Consider the following 19,164-nt stretch of genomic DNA (forward strand, 5'->3'; position numbering starts at 1 on the left):
TATTACCCCTTTTGAATTGAAGCTGTACTAAAACGGTATCCGTCAAAGAGTGCTTCTGAGTTTAATTTTTTGTCAAATGTCGGTAAGACTATAATGTCACCCGCAATTTTATTGTCACTTACAACTTTTGCAGTAAGTTCACCTTTTGCAGTTTTAATTGTAACCGCATCACCCTCATTGTAATCAGTTTTAGATAAGTACTCTTCACTCATATAAATACCGCTTACTTCATCAAGATTTTTCGTCTTGTATGTGAAACCTGTAAATTGTCTTACAGGATTAGCTAAGTAGATTATACACCCTTCAAGCTTATCTTCACTGAATTTTTCTACACTTTCATCACCACTTGGCGTGACTGCTACATTTTCTAACACATATCCTCTGACTTCTGTACCGTCATTTTCATAATGATTTGGCAGATTGTCAAACTCTTGGGCTTTAAATCCTGACGCTGTTGGAAGTTTTACCGTATAGTCAATCACATTCTGGGCTTCAAATCCAAGCGCATTAGCAATGTCGTTTAATTCGTATCCGCCATACCCTATAGCTGCATTTGTCGGATTAACACGCTTATTTACAGATGTCAAGGTTCCCTCTTGTTGATTTATAGCCGGCATATCCAAATCGCCGTCACCAAGACCTGAAAGTACAAAATCACCCTCTGTATTGTAACCGACGGTATAGGCACCTTTTTCATCATCAAGTTCACAAATAAGGGCAACACCGAGTGAATTTGTCAATGACGGAATCATTGTTAATTCAAAATCAGAATATTTTTCAATCAAAGCAACCAAACGCGCTAAATTCTTGGCATTTGGATGTGTATAAAGATCCGGTCCTGCCATCAAAGCAAACGTATCTTTTTTCTTAAGATTTTTCTCTAAAACTTCCATAAATTTATCATCAGCACCAAGAATTTCTAAAAGTCTGTTATCATCAACTTCAACTTCTTTTGAAACTTTAGTAGAAACCATCTTAGATTTTTCTACTTCAACCTCTTCTTCTTCGCCTGTCTCTTCATTTACTTTCATCTCTTTGACAATTTCCACAACTTTTTCTTTCACAACTTCTTCAACCGTTACAGTTTTTTGTGAATGAAAAGAGGCAAGATATTCGACAATATCAGACGGCAGTTTTGATTTATCTGCAAATAAGTCAAGAACAAGGTATAAAGCCGCTTCTTCTTGAAGAGGAGCATGTTCTACTGTCATAATAGATTTACCCAGACCTTCAATAATAGGGTCTTTTACCGGATGGAAATAAAGCCCTGCACCTTTATTTACCGTCATTGAATTGTTTAAAGCATATCTGGCATTCGGGTTATCGCTTTTTAAAGCACTTCCTATTGAGATAGTAAAGTTTGCATGATGTGCCGCTTCCAAATCACTGCCGTAAAGCTTTTTACCGCTGATTTGACTGTAATTATTTAAAAATGTCTGCAATGCTTTTGCTTCATTATTTACAAGCTTATAACCGAATTTCTCTTTCATTTTCTGAAGCAGATATGCTTCTTCATTTGTAATAGTTGAAGTAAAGCAAATAGTGTCTGCCTTTTTAAAGGCTTCAACTGTATTAGCAAATGCAGCTTCATCTTTAGTAGCATCGGCATTTTGATAATCAAATCCATATCTACCTGCACCGCACAGTGAAACATAATTCCATTCGTTCATTACACGGTAGATTTTATCTTCAGGATTCTCGATACTTGCATGTTTAACATCATAAGATATTTGACATCCTGCAGAACAGTGCCCGCAGGTTGCAGGAATCTGTTTAAGCTCCCATGCATTTGATTTATACATAAAATGTGTGTCAACCAAAGCACCGACCGGACAAACAGCAGCACACTCTCCACACGAAGTACAATCAAGAACATCCGTACCGTTTGTCAGACCGATAAGTGATTTGTTAAGCTTATTCCACATTGCATAAGCATCTTTTGGCATCTGACCTTTATACTCAGCATTCAGTGCATCTGCGCCGCGAGGAATTGTTTTTAATGAGTTGTCACCTATCATATCTTTACATGTAGTCACACAACGCTCACAAACAATACAAAGACCCGGATCATAATGGAGATGTCCCCAATCATGAGAACTTCTATCTACATCTTTAACAGTATAGTGTTGTGCATCTACACCGATATGCAGTGTATAATTTTGTAATTCACACTCTCCTGACTGATCACAAACACCACATTGAAGTGGATGATTAACATCATATACTTCCATAATCGCACGGCGTTCTTTTTCTATTGTCTCTGTAGAAGTTGTTATGCTCATACCGTCTTTGGCTTTGGCATTACAAGCATATACCTGCTTGCCGTCTGCTTCTACTAAACATATACGACAAGCCAATGTAGGACTACATCTTGTCAAATAACATATTGCAGGGATAAAAATATCATTGGCACGGGCAGCATTTAATAAATACTCACCCTCTTGCGTTTGTACTTCTTTTCCGTCAATATTTATAGTAATTTTACTCATTATACTACTCTCACTATTTTGGATTTTTCAAATCTATATCTGCTGAAATCCTGACCTAAATCAAAGGTAGGATTGAGTGCTATAGTTCCTTTTAGTTCATCATCTAGCTTAAATACTCTCTGCAGAGTCTTTGATGCAAAACTAATTTGGATAACATCACCGTCCGCAATTCGTGCAGCTGCAGCAAATTGCGCCGAACCTCTCAAATTTGTATCTTTTTCCAACTGATGTGCTTTATTTGTAAACTCATTAAACTGCAGCACAGGGTTACAATTGTAAATCACAGTACCGTTAAACTCCGGCAAATCTTCAATCGCTTCTATTTTTGAATCCATTTCACATAATACTTCATCTAAAATATAACCTCTTTTATCTTCACCGTGAGGTGTTAAGAAATTTTCCAAGTCATCAAATGCAATTGATTTAAAACCTTTAGAGGTATCTAGCTCTTTTGTATAATCAATCGTATTTTCTTTGGCTAAGCCCAACGCATTCGCTATATCATTTAAAGTATAACCCTTAAATGAAAGTGCTACATTTAACGGCAGTATCTGGTTGTCAACATTCACAACTGTTCCCTCTACCTGATTAAGTGCCGGCATTGCCAGGTCTGAATCTTTTAATGATGACATTATAAAGTCACCTTCAGCATTATAAGCAACAACATTGCTTATATTTTCATCAACATCAAGTTTACATGTAAGTGCAACACCTGCAGAATTAACTTCTGTTGGAACAATAACTAATGAAAAATCAGTATATTTTTCAATTAAAGCTGCCAGTTTTGCTATATTTTTTGCACGTTTGTGAGCAAAAACATCACTCCCAATCACCAGTACATGATTTCTTGCTCTTTTAAATGACTTTGTCATCAATGTAAGTTCATCATCACCTACATTACTTTCAGCTTCAAGATAGCCTAAGTCTAAATCATCTAAAAATGCTCTTGTCTGTTCATCTACATCACTGTTTTTAAGAAGTTCATTTGCAAGGAGTGCCATAACGCCCTCTTCTGTTCCTACTTCATATTTCATAAACTGCGTTGCAGTATTTTTCATCAAAGTATCTTCAAGCGGATGTGCATAGACAATTTTAGCGCCGTTATGCTGTGAAGCTGTTCGTACGGCATATCGTACCATCGGATTATCAGTTGCTATTCGGGTACCAATTACTATAACAGCATCAGCCTGTTTAACAGCATCCATAGAACCGCTGTGATGCAGTTTCCCGCTCACTGTACTATATGCTGACATAAACTCACCATACAAACGTGCATCTTCATTAAAAAGTTTTATTCCTAACTTCTCTTTAAAAAGCTGTAATATATGTGCTTCTTCATTCGTAATTATAGAAGAAAAACGAATTGCATTTGCATTTTTTATCGCTTCAACAGCCTTTTTAAATGCAACTTCATCTTTACCTGCACGATTTTCAAAATCAAAGCCGAAACGCCCTGCACCGCAGAGTGAATTAAACTCAAAATTATTCTTTACACGGTATATTGAATCATTAGCGTTAATACCGCTATGACGTGTTTCATACTCTAATGCACAACCTGCAGAACAATGCGCACAGGTTGAAGGTACACGTGAAAGTTCCCATGCATTTGCAGTGTATTTAAAATCACTGCTCACAAGTGCACCCACTGGACAAACTGCGATACACTCGCCGCAAAAAGTACAATCAAGCGTCTCAGCATTCTTAGGAATAATAACAGACGAGTATCCACCGAATTTTACCTCAATGGCATCATCTCCTATGACTTCATTACATACATGAACACACTTTTCACACATGATACATAACGCAGGGTCATAATTTATCAGTCCCCAGTCTTGAACTTTTTTAAGCTGGTCGCGTGCTGAAAATTCTTGCTGTGATACATTAAATTCCAGTGTCATATTTTGTAAATCACACTCACCTGATTTATCACACACACCACATTCAAGTGGATGATTTACATCATAGAGTTTCATAATATTTCTACGCTCAACTTCAAGTTCAGCTGAATTTGTTTTGACTTCTATGCCTTCAGTCGGCGGTGTATTACATGAGAGAATAAACCCGTCCACGCCTTCTACTTCTACAGAACATATACGGCAAGATGCACACGGCGTTGTTTTAGAAATGTAACACATAGTAGGAATATAGATGTCATTTTTTCTGGCAGCCTGTAAAATTGTTTCACCTTTGGCTGCACTGACATCTTTGCCGTCAATCTTAAAATTAATAATTTTACTCATTCACAGCCTCCCTTATGCCTGTACCATTGCTATATAATAACAACGCATACATCTCTCAGATTCAGTTAAAGCTTGCTCTTGGGTGAATCCAAGATTGACTTCTGCATTATTATGTTTACGTATTTCAACATCTAATACAGATGAATGCTCACGAGGAAGCCCCGGAAGCCAGCCTGTTACTTTTTCTTTTTTGTCATAAACTTTAAGTTTACTCAAATGATCTTCCATAATCTCATCATCCGTTAAACTTACTTCACCAGTTTGAACATAACGAGACATTACCGATGCTGCACGTTTGGCTTGACCTACTGCATTTACAATTGTCATAGGACCGTATTCACAATCACCTGAGGCAAAGATGCCTTTACGTGATGTCATATAATCTTTACCATTTGTTTTAATAGTAGCCCATGAGGTCATCTCAATGTCCCACTCCTCAGGTAATAAATCCAAATCAGCTGATTGAGAAACAGCAGGAACAAGGTAATCTGCTTCTATCGTATAAGATTCACCTTCAATTTTTACAAGTTGTGCACGTCCTCCATTTGGATCAGGTACCAGCTCAAATTTGTCAATTAGAAGTTCTGTAAGAACATCATTTTCATCCGTTGTAATTTTATTTACAGCAGAATGGAAAAGAAATTCAACACCCTCTTCAACAGCTTCATGATACTCTTCATAAGTTGTATTGCGTATGATTGTCTTCTCATCACGGCGATAAATCATATAGACTTTTTTCGCATTTGCACGAATAGCACAACGCACAACATCCATAGATGTAAATCCACCACCGACACAAACAACTGTCTTACCAGTCAAATCCACATAGTCAGTTGTTAAAAGATTCTCTTCTTGTTCTTCTTTTGAAATTGTGTAACCATATTTTTCATAAAGATTCACTTTATCAAGAAAATCAATAGCTCCCCAGTAACCTTTAATCTCCGGTCTTTCATTTTCACAACGTACTTTTTTTGAAATCCTAGTACCAACAGCAACCATAGTAGCGTCATACTCTTTTTCAAATCTGCGCATATCATCTGCTGAAATTCTAGAATTTGTGATGAAATTTACACCCATATCGCGGACACATTCTATATCTTGATTATATTTATCGACAGGCATACGATATTCTGGAACACCAACGGCTACTTCACCGCCAAGAACAGGAAGGTCTTCATATACATCAACTTCTACACCCTCAGCTGCCAAATAGTAAGCAGTAGTGAGTCCTGCAGGACCTGCACCGATAACTGCTACTTTTTTATCAACCGGTGGTTTTTTCTCCATCGGATGAAAAAATTCGTATTCATGGTCTGTTTCCCAATCTGCACCCAAACGTTTAAGTGCCATGATTGAAATAGGCTCATCAAGATTTGTTCTACGACATGCATCTTCACACGGATGTGGACATACACGTCCACACGTATGTGCAAGCGGCATTGTTTGACGTGTCGCTTCAAGTGAATCATCAAAACGCAAATCTCTTACACCTTCAATATAACCCGGAATATCAACATGTGCAGGACAGGCATCCGTACACGGTGCTGTTATCTTAGCGATATAACCGATGGAATCATCATAATGTTTCGATTTTTTCTTCTCGTTGATACATTCTAAAAATGTTTCTTCAAAGTGTGTCATTAAATCTAAAATAGGATTCGGAACTGTTTTTCCAATCTCACACTTAGAAGTAATCTGCATACTTTTACCAATCTCTTTTAAGTGGTCTAAATCAGCTATTTCACCTTCACCACGAGCGATTTTATCAAGCTGGTCATATAAAATACGACCGCCCCATCTTCCAGGCGCACATCTTCCACATGCTTCTGAATAAACTTGATACTGTGCAGCATATTCCATTGCCAAACGGATAACATCCACATCCTCATTAAATAACGAAACACCGTCCCAGCCTATAAAAGCTTTTGAATCGCGGTGATCATCATATTGTGCTGGTAAATTATAAGCTGATTCTTCCCACTCTTCTTGAGGTTTGCCGATGTTATTAACAAGCTCACCATTCCAAGTAGAAAAATATACTTTGCTCACATTCAATTCCTATTTTTTTACTACGATAGTCCAGTCGACTTCGTTAAATTTTAATGAGTTATACAGTTCACACCCACACTCTTTTACTAAATCAGCACTTCTTTGAATCGGAGAAAAATCACCAATTTCAAAAAGGAATATTAATGTTTCCGTCGGCTTATGAGATTCTTCTAAAATCTCTTTCATACGAGGTTCAAAATTATCTTTCAAGTGTCTTAAATCATATCGTTTCATTATCTGTCAACCTCACCAAATACAATATTTGTAGTACCAATGATTGATACAACATCCGGAATATAGTGACCCGGTAAAAGGTCAGTGAGTATTCCTGTATGCCAAAATGACGGTGCGCGTAGTTTGAGTCTATAAGGATACGGTCCGCCTTGAGAATTAATGTAAAATCCGAGTTCACCTTTTGGTGATTCAGTTGGAACATATACTTCACCTACCGGTGGTCTCATACCTTGTGTTACAAGGACGAAATGCTGCATTAATGAGTAGTTTTGTGTCATAATATCAAGCTTAGGCGCTGAAATATACTTCGGCGCATGTGCCATTAATTCAGTCTGACCGTCTTTTTCACATTTTTCATACATCTCTATACATTGGTAAAGAATCTTCGCAGATTCTCTCATCTCTTCCATATAAATACGGTAACGCGCAAAGTTATCACCTTTATCTGAAAAAGGAACATTAAATTCAACTTCATCATATAATTCATACGGCTCTTCTTTACGAATGTCCCATGCAACGCCTGAAGCTCTAAGCATTGGACCTGTACAACCCCATGAAAGTGCCATCTCAGTTGAAACAGTTCCGACCTCTTCCATTCTCATTAACCAAATACGGTTAGAATCTAGTAAATCTTCATAATCTTTAATATTTTGAGGAAGTTTGTTTAAAAATACTCTTAGTTGATGTAAAAAGCTGCCTTGAATATCTAACGGAACACCACCTATACGAATAGCCGCATGTGTAAGTCTTGCTCCACAATACCCTTCTATGATATCCATCAAATATTCTCTTTCGCGGAATGCAAAAAGGAATACTGTCATAGCACCAATATCAAGTGCAGTTGTTGCCAACCAAAAAAGGTGAGACATTAAACGGTTAATTTCTAAAAGAAGCATACGGATAACTTTCGCACGGCGAGGTACTTCAAGTCCTATAAGTTTTTCAACAGCCAAAGCAAAGCCATAGTTGTTTGAAGATGAGGCAATATAGTCCATACGGTCGGTTGTCGGCATAAACTCATTATAAATCATGTTTTCTGCCATTTTTTCCATACCACGGTGTAAATATCCGACATCTGGATGTGCTTTTACAATCTGTTCTTGCTGTAAATGCAGCATTAAACGCAACTGCCCGTGAGCAGATGGATGCTGTGGACCGAAGTTTAGAACCAATTCATTATCGTCTCTGTCAAATGTAATATTTTCAAAAAACGGTGTTAGTCTGTTTTTTACTTGTGCCATATTTTATACCACCCTATCTTTGTGGATCATCAATTACTTTTGATGACTCTTTATCTAATTTTGTAACCATAAACACACCACCCTCTTCTTGATAGGATTGTGTAACTGCCGGTTCGTCACCAGTAATCTTCGTTCCTTTAGGAACTTCATGCCCAAGACGTGCAAAACGTTCAGAATCATATCTGTCTACTCTTGCAGTATCACGAAGTTCAGGTCCGATGATATCACGCGCTTCTTTTCCATAAATCTTATCAACTTCATACCAAGCGGCAAACTCATCACCTTCAAGCGGATATGTTTTAAGAAGAGGGAATCCTTCCCAGTCATACGGCATTAAAATACGTTTCATAAACGGGTGATTGTTTGCTTCAATACCAAACATATCAAACATTTCACGCTCAGCCCAATCAGCTGAACGGAAAAGTTTTTCAACAGAATCAACAGCCTGACCATTTTCAATGAAATATTTGATACGAATACGTTTACGTTTTGTCATAGAAAGCATTTGATAAAAAATTTCAAAAGTATTATCTTTTGCCAACCAGTCAATCGCCGACATTTCTGAGAGCTGTGTATATGCCAACTCATCTCTCATCAATTCAAGAACACCGTAAATGTCATGTGCATTAATATACACCACCATTTGTTCTACTTGAATATAGGCATCTTTTACTTCAAACTTTGCTTTAATAGCAGCCAAATCACTTGAAAAAACTGCATCTTCTTCAACAGACGTTTTTGGTACTTGCGGTGCAACATAAAATCTGTCTGTATAATATGCTTTTGCCTGTACATCATCTTTAGCTTTATACGCTCTCATATTACATTAACCTCTTAGCTTTTTGTGCATTGCCTGCTTTGTTTGCACGAATTTTCTTTTGAAGTAACATTACACCGTACTGTAATGTTTCAGGACGCGGTGCACAACCCGGAAGATACAAATCAACAGGAATAATTCTGTCACATCCCTGTACTGTTGCGTATGTATTAAACATACCGCCTGTGTTTGCGCATGAACCCATGGAAATAACCCATCTAGGCTCAGTCATTTGGTCATATAAACGTTTAATAAATTCAGCATGCTTCTTTGTTAAAGTTCCCGCAACAATCATAACATCAGCCTGACGAGGCGAAGCACGAAATATTGTTCCAAAACGGTCAAAGTCATATCTTGAAGCACCTGATGCCATCATTTCAATACCACAGCATGCGAGACCGTAAGTCAACGCCCAAAGAGAGTTTGAACGTCCCCAGTTTACAATTTTATCTACACTGGTAAGAGCTATTGGCAAGCCGCCGTCTTGTGTATAATTTACTTTATGTTGTGCCATTCTAGCGCTCCTTTTTTCCATGCATATACAAAACCGATTGCTAACAATATTATAAACATCAGCATCTCAACAAAACCGAACCAACCAAGAACTTTAAAATCTACTGCCCAAGGGAACATAAATACGATTTCAACATCAAACAGTAAAAAGAGTAATGCAAACAGATAAAACTGTGGTGAAACTCTATTTGGTTGTTTTGTAATTTCAGGTCCACATTCATAAACCGAAAGCTTAATTTTTTCGCTGTCTTTACGCGCCAATGCACGACTTGCCAATCGAGCTATTACAGTCGTCGTAATAAATGCACCAAATGTTATAACAAATAGTACAAATACCCCAAAATACGGATTTGCAGTACTAATATGCTCCATATAACCTACCTTTTATTTTACAAGTTATACTTATAAAAAGTATCCCTAGTTTTTATATTTGTCTTCTAACGATGATAAACAGCAGCCGTTTCGCGCTCTTTTTCATTTTGTTACTAGAAAAAACAGTTACTGCACTATAGCAAAATGAATATTAAAAAAAAGTTTTGTGGAGGATAACTCATGCCAAATGTCACTTATCGCAACACTAGCAAAGAGAAGGTTTATTTATTTAAAAAGCCCATTGATTTTTCACTGTCAAAATTTGCATTTTTTTCACGCTTGATTTCATCTATAAAATCTTTGAGTGTAAAAAGAGGTTTTTCTCTTACTGCAACTTTATAAGCTGTATTTTTAACTATAAGACTGATTTGTCCACCCGTTAGTGAGTATTCGGCAAGTGCTTCTACATTAAAGCTTTCCTCATATGGAGCTTCTTTAGGCAGCATTTTTTTCCAAAGTTCAAGTCTCTGTTGTTTATCGGGCTTTTTAAACTCAATTTTATAATTAAATCGTCTTGAAAATGCCTTATCTATATTTTCAAGTAAATTTGTTGTTGCTATAAGCATACCACGAAAATTCTCAATCTGCTCTAAAAAGATATTTTGCATCTGATTGTGCATCTGATCTGAGCCTGTTATATTACCGCTGCTTCTCGCACCCAAAAACTGATCTGCTTCATTTAGTAACAGTATTGGCTCTGTTTTTGTTTTTTCACTGAGTTCATAAAAGGTGTCAAAAATTTTGCGAACATTTTTTTCACTTTCACCCACATACATAGAAAGAATTTTAGAACAGTCAAAAGCCAAAACCTGACGTTTAAGTGATTTTGCCAAAGAGTATGCTGTCATTGTTTTTCCGGTTCCCGCAGGTCCATAAAAAATTATGCGCGCATCTATACCGCTCTTTTTCTCTTTAATTCCCCATTTTACAAGGCGTGAAACTACATCTTTATCTACCTGTTTCATCAAGTTTTGAAGTGTCTCTTTTGTTTTGTCATTAAGGACCACATCATCTAAAGAAGTCTCAGGCTCAACAAGTTCAAAAATATCCTGTTCTTCAACTAAAGCATTTAATTTAAGCCGTGTTACTTTTTTCGTTTTTTGAGGATGAATAATACTTTGAAGCACATCATCTACAATATAAAATGAACGGCTGATACCGCCAAAAGGATTCAACATCTCTTCATAATCTATAATACCGTTACTTAAAAGGTTTGAACCTTCCTCAAGAAGTGAGCGGTTTTTGATACGTTCATATTCATCTAAAGATATTAAATCTATAAGTGTATTCATCTCTCTAAGCGATGAATCAGTCGAGCCATACTCTTCACGAAGCAGGGCAATAAATATTACCTGCTCATAATTACTCATTTTCTTTTGTTTGAAAAATTTATCCAAAACAAGATTTTCAGAACTCTGTTTTACCCGCTCTTCTATACGTTTTTCAAGCAGTTTAAGTTTATTTTGCAGTCTGTCAATACCAAGCGAATGTTCATGTACATTTTGACGAATCACACTCATCTTTTGATAGAGCTCTATTCTGAAAAACTGATCCTGCAGATATTCCAAATGGTCAGAATAAGGCTTTATTTCCGGTAAATCCAAATCAAGTGTTCCGTCTTGTAACAATTTTAAAAATGCAGGAGTCAGTCCCACAGCCGTATTTAAAAGTTCAAGCGGTGTCACATCTGCAATTTTAATGGGTGTAAAACTTTGCTGATGCAGCCATCCGAGTTCAAGCAAGTTTTTAAGTTCTTTAAGATGCTCTAAATGCTCATAATTTTCACTCTTATACAAATCTTGCAGCAAATCAAGAACAAGCACATCATCCTGCCCTTTCATATACCTGTGTGCTATATATTGAAGTATTTTGGCTTCATTTATACTACACTTTAGATGTATAAATATTTCCGATTTTTCAATCTCTTTTTCGTTTAAAAAGTTAACTAATGTTTTCAATTATTTCCTTAAAATTTATAACCAAGTCCGGCAGAGATGATTATAACATCGCCGTCTGTAAATTCTCCATCAAGACCATTGTCATTTACTGAAGAAGAAACGGTTCTTTTATCATGCATCGAATAGAGTGCAGATAATCCTAGGTCTATTTTATCATTTATTTTATAACGTCCGCCTAATGAAACAGATACAGTATCGGTATCGGGCAGTTCAAAACCTATGGTTTTCTCAGGGGCAGGCGCTTCATCTATAACTAAACCAGCCATAAGTGTCATATTTTTAAGTTCTTGTGTGAGACCAAAACGAAATGTATTTGTATCTTTCCACTCTTTTGGTTTTACTGTACCAAATATCGATTTAAGCGTCGGATTTATGCTTGTATCATATGTAAAATCCAACCTTTTATATGCCGACCAATATGTTCTTTCATAAACAATTTCTAACGTTGTTTTTGTTATAAAAGTATATGCAATGGCAGCATTAATAGCCGCAGGTAAAGGAACACTAACATTTGCAGGGCCATTATACACTAAAGAACCGGCAGTTGAAGTGAGTTTTGCATTTCCTTCAGGATTTAAATCAATTTTAGAACGATATGTTAATCCAAGTTCTAAATTTGAAATTGGCTGATATGAAAGTGCTAAATTATATCCAAAATCAGTACTCTCTCCTGTCATATTACGAGCAACCTTACTTAAGGTTACTCCTTCACCAGGGTCAATATCTGTTGTCCCATCACTTTTTACAACACCTTTTGTATTAACAACTCTAAACCCAACTGCAAAACCAAGTTTTTCATTTATTGTAAAAGCAACCGTTGGGTTTACTTCGACAACTTCAAGAGTAAATTCTTGGGCAGAAGTTTTTGCCGGTTCTTGATTCCATTTTCTAGAAAGCCCTCCTGGAGATACAATACTAACTCCTACTCGGGCACTATTGTTACCAAGTTTAGGGGAAACATAATGTAGGCTAGGAATATAAAAATTTTCATTCTCCGAACGCAGTATATTCCCAGAAGTAGGCTTATAATCTTCTTTATTAATATGAATATAATTTAAATCAGCTTCTATATGATTTTCATCAGACATAAAAATCATCTTTGCCGGGTTATAATATGCTGCGTCTGCATTATTTTGGTTATGTGCAATATTGGCTGCACCAAGAGCGACCGCATTTGTTGAAGTTTCAGGAATTTTATATCCGCCTGCTATTAAAAGCGAACTTACTACAGGTGACATGAACGCTATTTTTTTCATGCTCATTTCTTCCTTAAAAAAATCAAACCGACCATATTACACTATTTATTTTCAAGAGAGTATAAAAGTTTTATTTCCTGGGGCCATATAGTTTCATCTATTGTCTCCAGTATAAGCGGTATATCATCCATGCGCGCATCATTCATTATAAACTTAAATGCATCAAGTCCAATTTCACCTTTACCTAAAGAGTGGTGTCTGTCAACTTTGCTGCCCAATGGCGGTTTTGAATCATTAATATGCATAGCGCTTAAATACTCAAAACCTACAGTCTCACCAAACTCATTCCATGTTTTATCATATGCTTCTTTTGTTCGTATATCATAACCTGCTGTAAACATATGGCAGGTATCTATACAAACGCCGACTCTTGATTTGTCTTCAACCCTGTCTATAATATATGCCAGATGTTCAAATTTGTAGCCAAGGTTACTTCCCTGTCCTGCCGTATTTTCTATAACTGCTTTTACATTTTGCGTTTTCTCCAGAGCAATATTAATTGACTCAGCTATAACATCTAAACATTTGTTTTCAATCTCCTGCATAAGAGCAGCATCTTCTTTTTGTTTTTTTGTCAGTTTTGCCAAATGGCTGCCGGGATGAAAGTTCAATTTATCAAGCCCGAGTGCATCACATCGTTCCAGCTCATCTATAAAAGCCGCTCTTGATTTTTCAAGTTTTTCCTCTTCGGGATGTCCCAAGTTTATGAGATAACTGTCATGCGGAAGTACATGGCGAGGCAAAATACCACTCTCCTGCAATGCAGTTTTAAATTTTTGTATTGTCTCACTATCCAGCGGTTTTGCAACCCACTGTCTTTGATTTTTTGTAAACAGGGCAAAAGCTTTTGCCCCTATTGCTTTTGCATTAAGAGGTGCATTATAAACACCTCCGCTCGCACTTACATGTGCACCTACAAATTTACGGCTTGTCATTTAGTTTACTTCCTTAATTTTTATGAGTATATGATTTTGCATGTCTTTAAAATAAATTTCTCGGGAGTTTACAATATATTTTATAGTTACATCTGAAGTTTTTATTCTCTGTATAAATCCATCATCTTGCTTTAAGCTGTTTTTGCCGTTATATATCTCTTTTGCCAAAATAATATTTTGCAGTAAAGAAGAGGGATATGCCCCGGACAAATATTCTTGATTAAAACTGCTTTTGCTCATACATCCGTTATCCACACAAATCAAATGATTTATATGAATGCGTTTATACACATGCCCTGCTACAAAAAGTTCTAATTCTATGGCATCTTTTGTATGTCTTACATAGCCTATGTCGGAGAATTTTATTTTTGGAGATTTTATGATTACTATTTTAGCACTTGTATGCTCATAATTTTTTATGCTGCAGGCACTCAAAAAAAGAACAAAAACTACTAAAAAATATTTCATCTATTTTTGTATGAACTTACCACATTTTTTTGTCGGAGTTCCGCCGAATTCTCTTATTTCACGTGCTGTGCCGTTTTTCGCAATAAGCTGTCTTTTACACTCATCTTTAGCAATACATTTTTCATTTAAACAACCTATATCTTCGGGTACCTGTGCCATTTTGCATTATCCTTCTAGCTTAAATTTTTTGAAATTATAATCAAATTTTTATTTATTTAACAGGTTTTCGGGCTTTCCAAAATAATAACCTTGAAATTCATCTACACCATACTCTTTTAACAAATCAAAAATCTCTTTATTCTCAACATATTCTGCAACAACCGTAATGTTTAACTCACTGGCAAAATCAATTATACTTTTAATCAAAATTTGTGAATCTTTGTCTCTTACCACATTTTCTACTAAAGAACCGTCTATTTTTATGTAATCCGGCTTAAGCATTAAAATATGCTGATAATTGGCATATCCGCTTCCAAAATCATCAATAGCAATCAAAACACCGACTTTTCTAAACTCTTGAATCACCTGTGCAAACTTGTTGAAATCTTCCATTCCTTCCTGTTCCGTAACCTCTACGACTATTTGATCTTTTTTTTCATAATCTTTTATGAGTTCTAAAAATATTTCTATCATACTTTCATTGTAAAAATCATTCGGCAGAAAATTAACAGATATTTTTTCCTTTTTATCTTTAAACAGTTTCAAACTCTGTCGTAACACTTCTTTAGCTATGTCAAAATAAAGACCGCCTTTAATGGCTATATCTAAAAAGAAAAACGGTGATAAAATTTTCACTTCTCCCTTTTCAAAATCAAGAATTCTTACTAATGCCTCATATTTAACAACTTTACCGTCTTTGTTTGTAATAGGCTGAAAAAACGGGACAACATTTTTATATTCAAGGGCGTAATGAATTTTATGTTTCATATTTAAAATTTCTTCCGACCTTTTTTTACTATCATGTGCTTCCGAATAAACGATATACGGCAAAAATTTCATTCTTGCCTTTCTTAATGCCATATGAGCATCTTCTAACGGGTTACCCCCATGTAAAACAATCCCTGAATAAATTTCAATATTTATGCTCTCCTCAAAACCGTTAATGGTAATATTTAAACCATTAACTCTTTTGGTAAGTTCATCTACCAATGCGCAATAATCATCTTTACTTCTTTGATAATCTTCTTCTTTAAATAATACATATTCATCAGATGAAATTCTGTAAACATTAAAGTTAAACTCTTGTGCAAATTTTTTAAACTCTTCTGCCACCTCTTTTAAAATTTGATTACCCTCATTTACACCGTATATCTCATTTAAAAGACTGAAATCTTTAATATTGCTCAAAACCATAATACTGTTTTTTGTATTGCTGATACTTTCTTTAAGTAGCTGCCTATTTCCCAATCCGGTTAATGCATCCGTATATGCCTGTCTTTTAAAGTATTCGAGCATAATGCCGAAACCTTTATGAAGAATAATCGCTAATAAAAGCATAGCAATAACAAAAGCTATTATTAATTCAGTCATTAAATAGTTTGTTCTTTTAACAATATTTGAGCTATCGACCCCGACAATAAGATAACCGATAGTTTCAGAGAGATGATTCTTCAAAGGAATATCCATCTTTACTCTTAAAGAATCATTATGTTTTATAAAATATTGTCGTAATTTGTCACTGCCTTTTAAAAAAGCATACTTATCATTTATGGAAAGAGCCTTTGATTGAAGCATGACATCTAATAATGATTTATCTATTGCTATAGCAGTTTGAATTTGCATAACATCTTTTAATTCTTTTAAAAAATAGGTAGGATTCAAGCCTAATTCAACATTTCCCACATATCTGTTTTTATAAAATATCGGCTCTGTTACACGGTAAGTCAAAGCAAATTTACCGACTTCAAATCCGCTGAGTGATATTTTCAGCCTTGCGGTATCTAAAATTAACTTCCTTTTTTTATTTAAGCTATCGCCGTAAAAATTAGGTTTATGTGCACGATAAATTGTAATATTCTCTTTAGAACGGAATGTGAAAATATTTATATCTTTATATCTGTTTTTTAATTTAATATAGCGTGAAGCCACAATGGAGTCAATTTTTTTATGATTTTTAGCAGCAACGGCAGCAGACAAACCATCAATAGATAAAATATTTTCCAATTCTAAAGACAGTTTTTCTTTTTCATTTTGCAAATCTTTAACAAAAAAGTGTGCCGCATGTTTATATGTTTCATCAACTCTGCTGTTCAGCTTTTCATTAAATTGATATTTTAAAAAGAAATAGGTCGCCACGGTTGTAAAGACCATTACCGAGAATATAAATATAAATGTATTTCTTCTTGTTTTGCTTATGATGTTCATTATTTCTCTGTATAATCATTAATATAAGACAATTATACATTTATTTTTGACAGTTTGCAATCATATTAAAGCTTTTGTTTTTCTTTTGCTAAAGTCTAAGTATGAAAATTCACATAGATATAGACTGCTTTTTTGTCAGTGCTGCAAGAATTATTGAACCGGAACTTGAGCAAAAGCCTGTGGCTATAGGTGGGCGCAGTGATACAAAAATTTTTAATAAAAATGCAAAAAATCAGACTGTAAACTTTGAAAATTCAGGTTCTTTTGTTCCGACTTTTTATTCCAAATATGAAGAAAATGACATCAACACCTTTAAAGATGAGGATGGACGCATACGCGGCATCTTAACAACTTCAAGCTATGAAGCACGTGCTTATGGCATAAAAACTGCCATGAGTATCCGTGAAGCCCTGCAGCTGTGTCCGCATCTCATAATTAAAGCGCCAAATATGTCATTCTACCAAGAGCTTTCTCATAAACTGCATGACTTTTTAGCACTGAAAATTCCGCTTATTGAACAGGCATCTATTGATGAGTTTTACGGAGATTTAAGCGGCTGGGTAGAAGATGCGGATATACCTCAATTTATAGACAACTTACGGCATGAAATAAAAAAAGAGCTGAGACTACCAGTCTCTATAGGTGCTGCAAAAACACGCTATATTGCAAAACTGGCTACTACTTATGCCAAGCCTTTTGGATGCAAAACTATTACTGAGTATGAATTTGACAAGTTTGTAAACCCTATCAAGGTCGAAAACTTTGCAGGCATTGGAAAAAGCATGAAGTATAAACTATATGCAGCACAAATCAAAACACTCGGTGAACTTAGAAACAGACGAGGCACAGTTGAGTCCTGGGGTCCTTATGCAAAAGAGTTATATAAACGTGTCAACGGAGAAAGTGATGCCGACATTCAAACAAATCATCATCGAAAATCTATAGGAATATCAAGAACTTTTGATGCCTTATATGACAGAAGAGAACTTCAAAGACGTATACATGTACTTGCAAGGCATCTTAGTTTTGCCATAATCAAGCTCAATGTCATTCCTACCGTATTTCATTTAAGCATTGCATATGAAATGAATCAAAAATCTCATAGAAACATTTCACTCGCTGAAATTTTCACTGAAAAGAAATTTGACAGTTTATGTTTAAAACTTTTTTTAAAAGCAGATATTCATAAACGCCTCAAAGTAATACGCCTTGGCATCAACTGCTCTAGTTTTACCAGAGATTCAAAAAAAGAACTCTCGCTTATAGGCTTTGAAGAGGAACAAAAAATGCATAAGCTCACACATTCAACACAAAAACTTCGCCAAAAATATGGTATAGATACTCTAAAATTTGCAAGTGAGCTCTAAGATATTTTAATTATATATTATACTTATAATTACATCTTCCATAAAGTAACATCTTAAATTATTTTTTCTTATTTCATCACTTATTTTGAGAATTATCATATCCTTAAAATAAATTTAAGTATATCTTCCATACAATAGCTCAAATATCACAAAAATATCAAAAAAATATGTAAGGAATGTGATGATTATATTAGTTTACTTTATAATTATTGCTTTTATAATTTCATATATTGATAGTAAAAAAAGAATTATTCCTGACAAGATAATCATTCCGGCCTTTGTCGGTTTACTTATCTTAAAATGGCTTGATGCAAGTTTATCACTCAATGATGCCATTGCAGTAATATTGATTCTTGTCATATTTTTAGTTCCAATAATTTTAAATATGGCTTTTGGCGGCGGCGACTTACGATTTGGGGCTTTTTGTGCTCTTTTTGTAGGTTTAGGCTCAATCGGATACTTTATCATGCTTAGCGGCATTATTCATCTTCTGATTTTAGGTATTTTAAAAAAGAAGAGTTATGGCTTTGCTCCTGCAATGAGTGCGGCTGCAATTATTAGTTATTTTATAGGGAAATTATGAGAAATGGGTCAGCAGCAATTGTTCCATTGTTGTTAGCAATAATGCTGTTATTTTGGTTTATTTGGTTTATGGGTGGAGAGAATGATAACCTGCATAAGGTTAATCAGCTTGAAAACTTACACCATACACAAGAAAGACTGGTAATAGCAGCCCTGCGTAAAAAGCAGGAACTTCGAGATGCAAATGCAAGTCTTAGTGACGCAGAGTTAAATACAAAAGTGAATCAATACATTCACAATATTATGATACTTAATAAAATTGATGAAAAATAAAAA

Annotated in this window: 17 protein-coding genes; 3 read left to right on the top strand and 14 right to left on the bottom strand. The window is 35.3% G+C overall.

The features are described from left to right. Positions 1-2: 2 nt before the first annotated feature. The 14 genes from SAUT_RS09275 to SAUT_RS09335 all read right to left on the bottom strand — a co-directional run bounded on the left by SAUT_RS09275 (position 3) and on the right by SAUT_RS09335 (position 16,939). Entirely contained in the window at positions 3-2,489 is a 2,487-nt protein-coding gene (locus SAUT_RS09275) for an NADH-quinone oxidoreductase subunit G (RefSeq protein WP_013327625.1), read from the bottom strand. After that, positions 2,489-4,732: a 2Fe-2S iron-sulfur cluster-binding protein gene (locus tag SAUT_RS09280; RefSeq protein WP_013327626.1), complete on the bottom strand. Its 2,244-nt coding sequence runs from the start codon at positions 4,730-4,732 to the stop codon at positions 2,489-2,491. Before SAUT_RS09280 ends, SAUT_RS09275 begins: the two co-directional genes overlap by 1 nt. A 12-nt stretch (positions 4,733-4,744) precedes the next feature. Beyond that, positions 4,745-6,781, bottom strand: coding sequence for an FAD-dependent oxidoreductase (locus SAUT_RS09285; RefSeq protein ID WP_013327627.1), 2,037 nt, complete (start codon positions 6,779-6,781; stop codon positions 4,745-4,747). A 9-nt stretch (positions 6,782-6,790) separates the two neighbouring features. Further along, positions 6,791-7,015 carry an NADH-ubiquinone oxidoreductase subunit E family protein gene (locus tag SAUT_RS09290; RefSeq protein WP_013327628.1) on the bottom strand — a complete coding sequence of 75 codons (225 nt, stop codon included), beginning with the start codon at positions 7,013-7,015 and terminating at the stop codon, positions 6,791-6,793. Next, on the bottom strand, positions 7,015-8,256 hold the full coding sequence (nuoD, locus tag SAUT_RS09295) for an NADH dehydrogenase (quinone) subunit D (protein ID WP_013327629.1): 1,242 nt from the start codon (positions 8,254-8,256) through the stop codon (positions 7,015-7,017). The genes SAUT_RS09290 and nuoD overlap by 1 nt, the downstream gene beginning before the upstream one ends. Positions 8,257-8,269: 13 nt before the next feature. Then, the gene (locus SAUT_RS09300; protein WP_013327630.1) at positions 8,270-9,076 is read right to left on the bottom strand and encodes an NADH-quinone oxidoreductase subunit C; all 807 of its coding nucleotides are present in this window, start codon (positions 9,074-9,076) and stop codon (positions 8,270-8,272) included. 1 nt (position 9,077) lies between these two features. Next, entirely contained in the window at positions 9,078-9,587 is a 510-nt protein-coding gene (locus SAUT_RS09305; RefSeq protein WP_013327631.1) for a NuoB/complex I 20 kDa subunit family protein, read from the bottom strand. Next, positions 9,569-9,958, bottom strand: a complete 390-nt coding sequence (locus SAUT_RS09310; protein ID WP_013327632.1) for an NAD(P)H-quinone oxidoreductase subunit 3 — start codon at positions 9,956-9,958, stop codon at positions 9,569-9,571. The genes SAUT_RS09305 and SAUT_RS09310 overlap by 19 nt, the downstream gene beginning before the upstream one ends. A gap of 221 nt (positions 9,959-10,179) precedes the next feature. Beyond that, entirely contained in the window at positions 10,180-11,916 is a 1,737-nt protein-coding gene (locus SAUT_RS09315; protein WP_013327633.1) for an ATP-binding protein, read from the bottom strand. An 8-nt stretch (positions 11,917-11,924) separates the two neighbouring features. After that, positions 11,925-13,172 carry an OmpP1/FadL family transporter gene (locus SAUT_RS09320; protein WP_013327634.1) on the bottom strand — a complete coding sequence of 416 codons (1,248 nt, stop codon included), beginning with the start codon at positions 13,170-13,172 and terminating at the stop codon, positions 11,925-11,927. A 41-nt stretch (positions 13,173-13,213) separates the two neighbouring features. Then, positions 13,214-14,107, bottom strand: a complete 894-nt coding sequence (nfo, locus tag SAUT_RS09325; protein ID WP_013327635.1) for a deoxyribonuclease IV — start codon at positions 14,105-14,107, stop codon at positions 13,214-13,216. Then, positions 14,108-14,575 (bottom strand): hypothetical protein, encoded by a 468-nt coding sequence (locus SAUT_RS09330; RefSeq protein WP_013327636.1) that lies wholly within the window; start codon positions 14,573-14,575, stop codon positions 14,108-14,110. Then, entirely contained in the window at positions 14,576-14,734 is a 159-nt protein-coding gene (locus tag SAUT_RS11395; protein ID WP_013327637.1) for a hypothetical protein, read from the bottom strand. A gap of 48 nt (positions 14,735-14,782) precedes the next feature. After that, positions 14,783-16,939: an EAL domain-containing protein gene (locus SAUT_RS09335; protein WP_013327638.1), complete on the bottom strand. Its 2,157-nt coding sequence runs from the start codon at positions 16,937-16,939 to the stop codon at positions 14,783-14,785. Between the two features lie 101 nt (positions 16,940-17,040). Between SAUT_RS09335 and SAUT_RS09340 the strand changes: the two genes are divergently transcribed. From SAUT_RS09340 to SAUT_RS09350, 3 genes are all read left to right on the top strand, one after another. After that, on the top strand, positions 17,041-18,306 hold the full coding sequence (locus tag SAUT_RS09340) for a Y-family DNA polymerase (protein WP_013327639.1): 1,266 nt from the start codon (positions 17,041-17,043) through the stop codon (positions 18,304-18,306). A gap of 181 nt (positions 18,307-18,487) precedes the next feature. Next, positions 18,488-18,889 (top strand): prepilin peptidase, encoded by a 402-nt coding sequence (locus tag SAUT_RS09345; RefSeq protein ID WP_013327640.1) that lies wholly within the window; start codon positions 18,488-18,490, stop codon positions 18,887-18,889. Further along, complete coding sequence (locus SAUT_RS09350; protein ID WP_013327641.1) at positions 18,886-19,161, top strand: hypothetical protein; 276 nt, start codon at positions 18,886-18,888, stop codon at positions 19,159-19,161. Before SAUT_RS09345 ends, SAUT_RS09350 begins: the two co-directional genes overlap by 4 nt. The last annotated feature ends 3 nt before the right edge of the window (positions 19,162-19,164 follow it).

Source organism: Sulfurimonas autotrophica DSM 16294 (genome assembly GCF_000147355.1).
In the GTDB taxonomy this organism is placed as follows: Bacteria; Campylobacterota; Campylobacteria; order Campylobacterales; family Sulfurimonadaceae; genus Sulfurimonas; species Sulfurimonas autotrophica.

Coding starts and splice junctions, on each gene's coding strand:
- SAUT_RS09275 (WP_013327625.1), bottom strand. CDS start 2,489: ATGAGTAAAATTACTATAAATATTGACGGAAAAGAAGTACAAACGCAA.
- SAUT_RS09280 (WP_013327626.1), bottom strand. CDS start 4,732: ATGAGTAAAATTATTAATTTTAAGATTGACGGCAAAGATGTCAGTGCA.
- SAUT_RS09290 (WP_013327628.1), bottom strand. CDS start 7,015: ATGAAACGATATGATTTAAGACACTTGAAAGATAATTTTGAACCTCGT.
- nuoD (WP_013327629.1), bottom strand. CDS start 8,256: ATGGCACAAGTAAAAAACAGACTAACACCGTTTTTTGAAAATATTACA.
- SAUT_RS09300 (WP_013327630.1), bottom strand. CDS start 9,076: ATGAGAGCGTATAAAGCTAAAGATGATGTACAGGCAAAAGCATATTAT.
- SAUT_RS09305 (WP_013327631.1), bottom strand. CDS start 9,587: ATGGCACAACATAAAGTAAATTATACACAAGACGGCGGCTTGCCAATA.
- SAUT_RS09310 (WP_013327632.1), bottom strand. CDS start 9,958: ATGGAGCATATTAGTACTGCAAATCCGTATTTTGGGGTATTTGTACTA.
- SAUT_RS09320 (WP_013327634.1), bottom strand. CDS start 13,172: ATGAAAAAAATAGCGTTCATGTCACCTGTAGTAAGTTCGCTTTTAATA.
- nfo (WP_013327635.1), bottom strand. CDS start 14,107: ATGACAAGCCGTAAATTTGTAGGTGCACATGTAAGTGCGAGCGGAGGT.
- SAUT_RS09330 (WP_013327636.1), bottom strand. CDS start 14,575: ATGAAATATTTTTTAGTAGTTTTTGTTCTTTTTTTGAGTGCCTGCAGC.
- SAUT_RS11395 (WP_013327637.1), bottom strand. CDS start 14,734: ATGGCACAGGTACCCGAAGATATAGGTTGTTTAAATGAAAAATGTATT.
- SAUT_RS09335 (WP_013327638.1), bottom strand. CDS start 16,939: ATGAACATCATAAGCAAAACAAGAAGAAATACATTTATATTTATATTC.
- SAUT_RS09340 (WP_013327639.1), top strand. CDS start 17,041: ATGAAAATTCACATAGATATAGACTGCTTTTTTGTCAGTGCTGCAAGA.
- SAUT_RS09345 (WP_013327640.1), top strand. CDS start 18,488: ATGATTATATTAGTTTACTTTATAATTATTGCTTTTATAATTTCATAT.
- SAUT_RS09350 (WP_013327641.1), top strand. CDS start 18,886: ATGAGAAATGGGTCAGCAGCAATTGTTCCATTGTTGTTAGCAATAATG.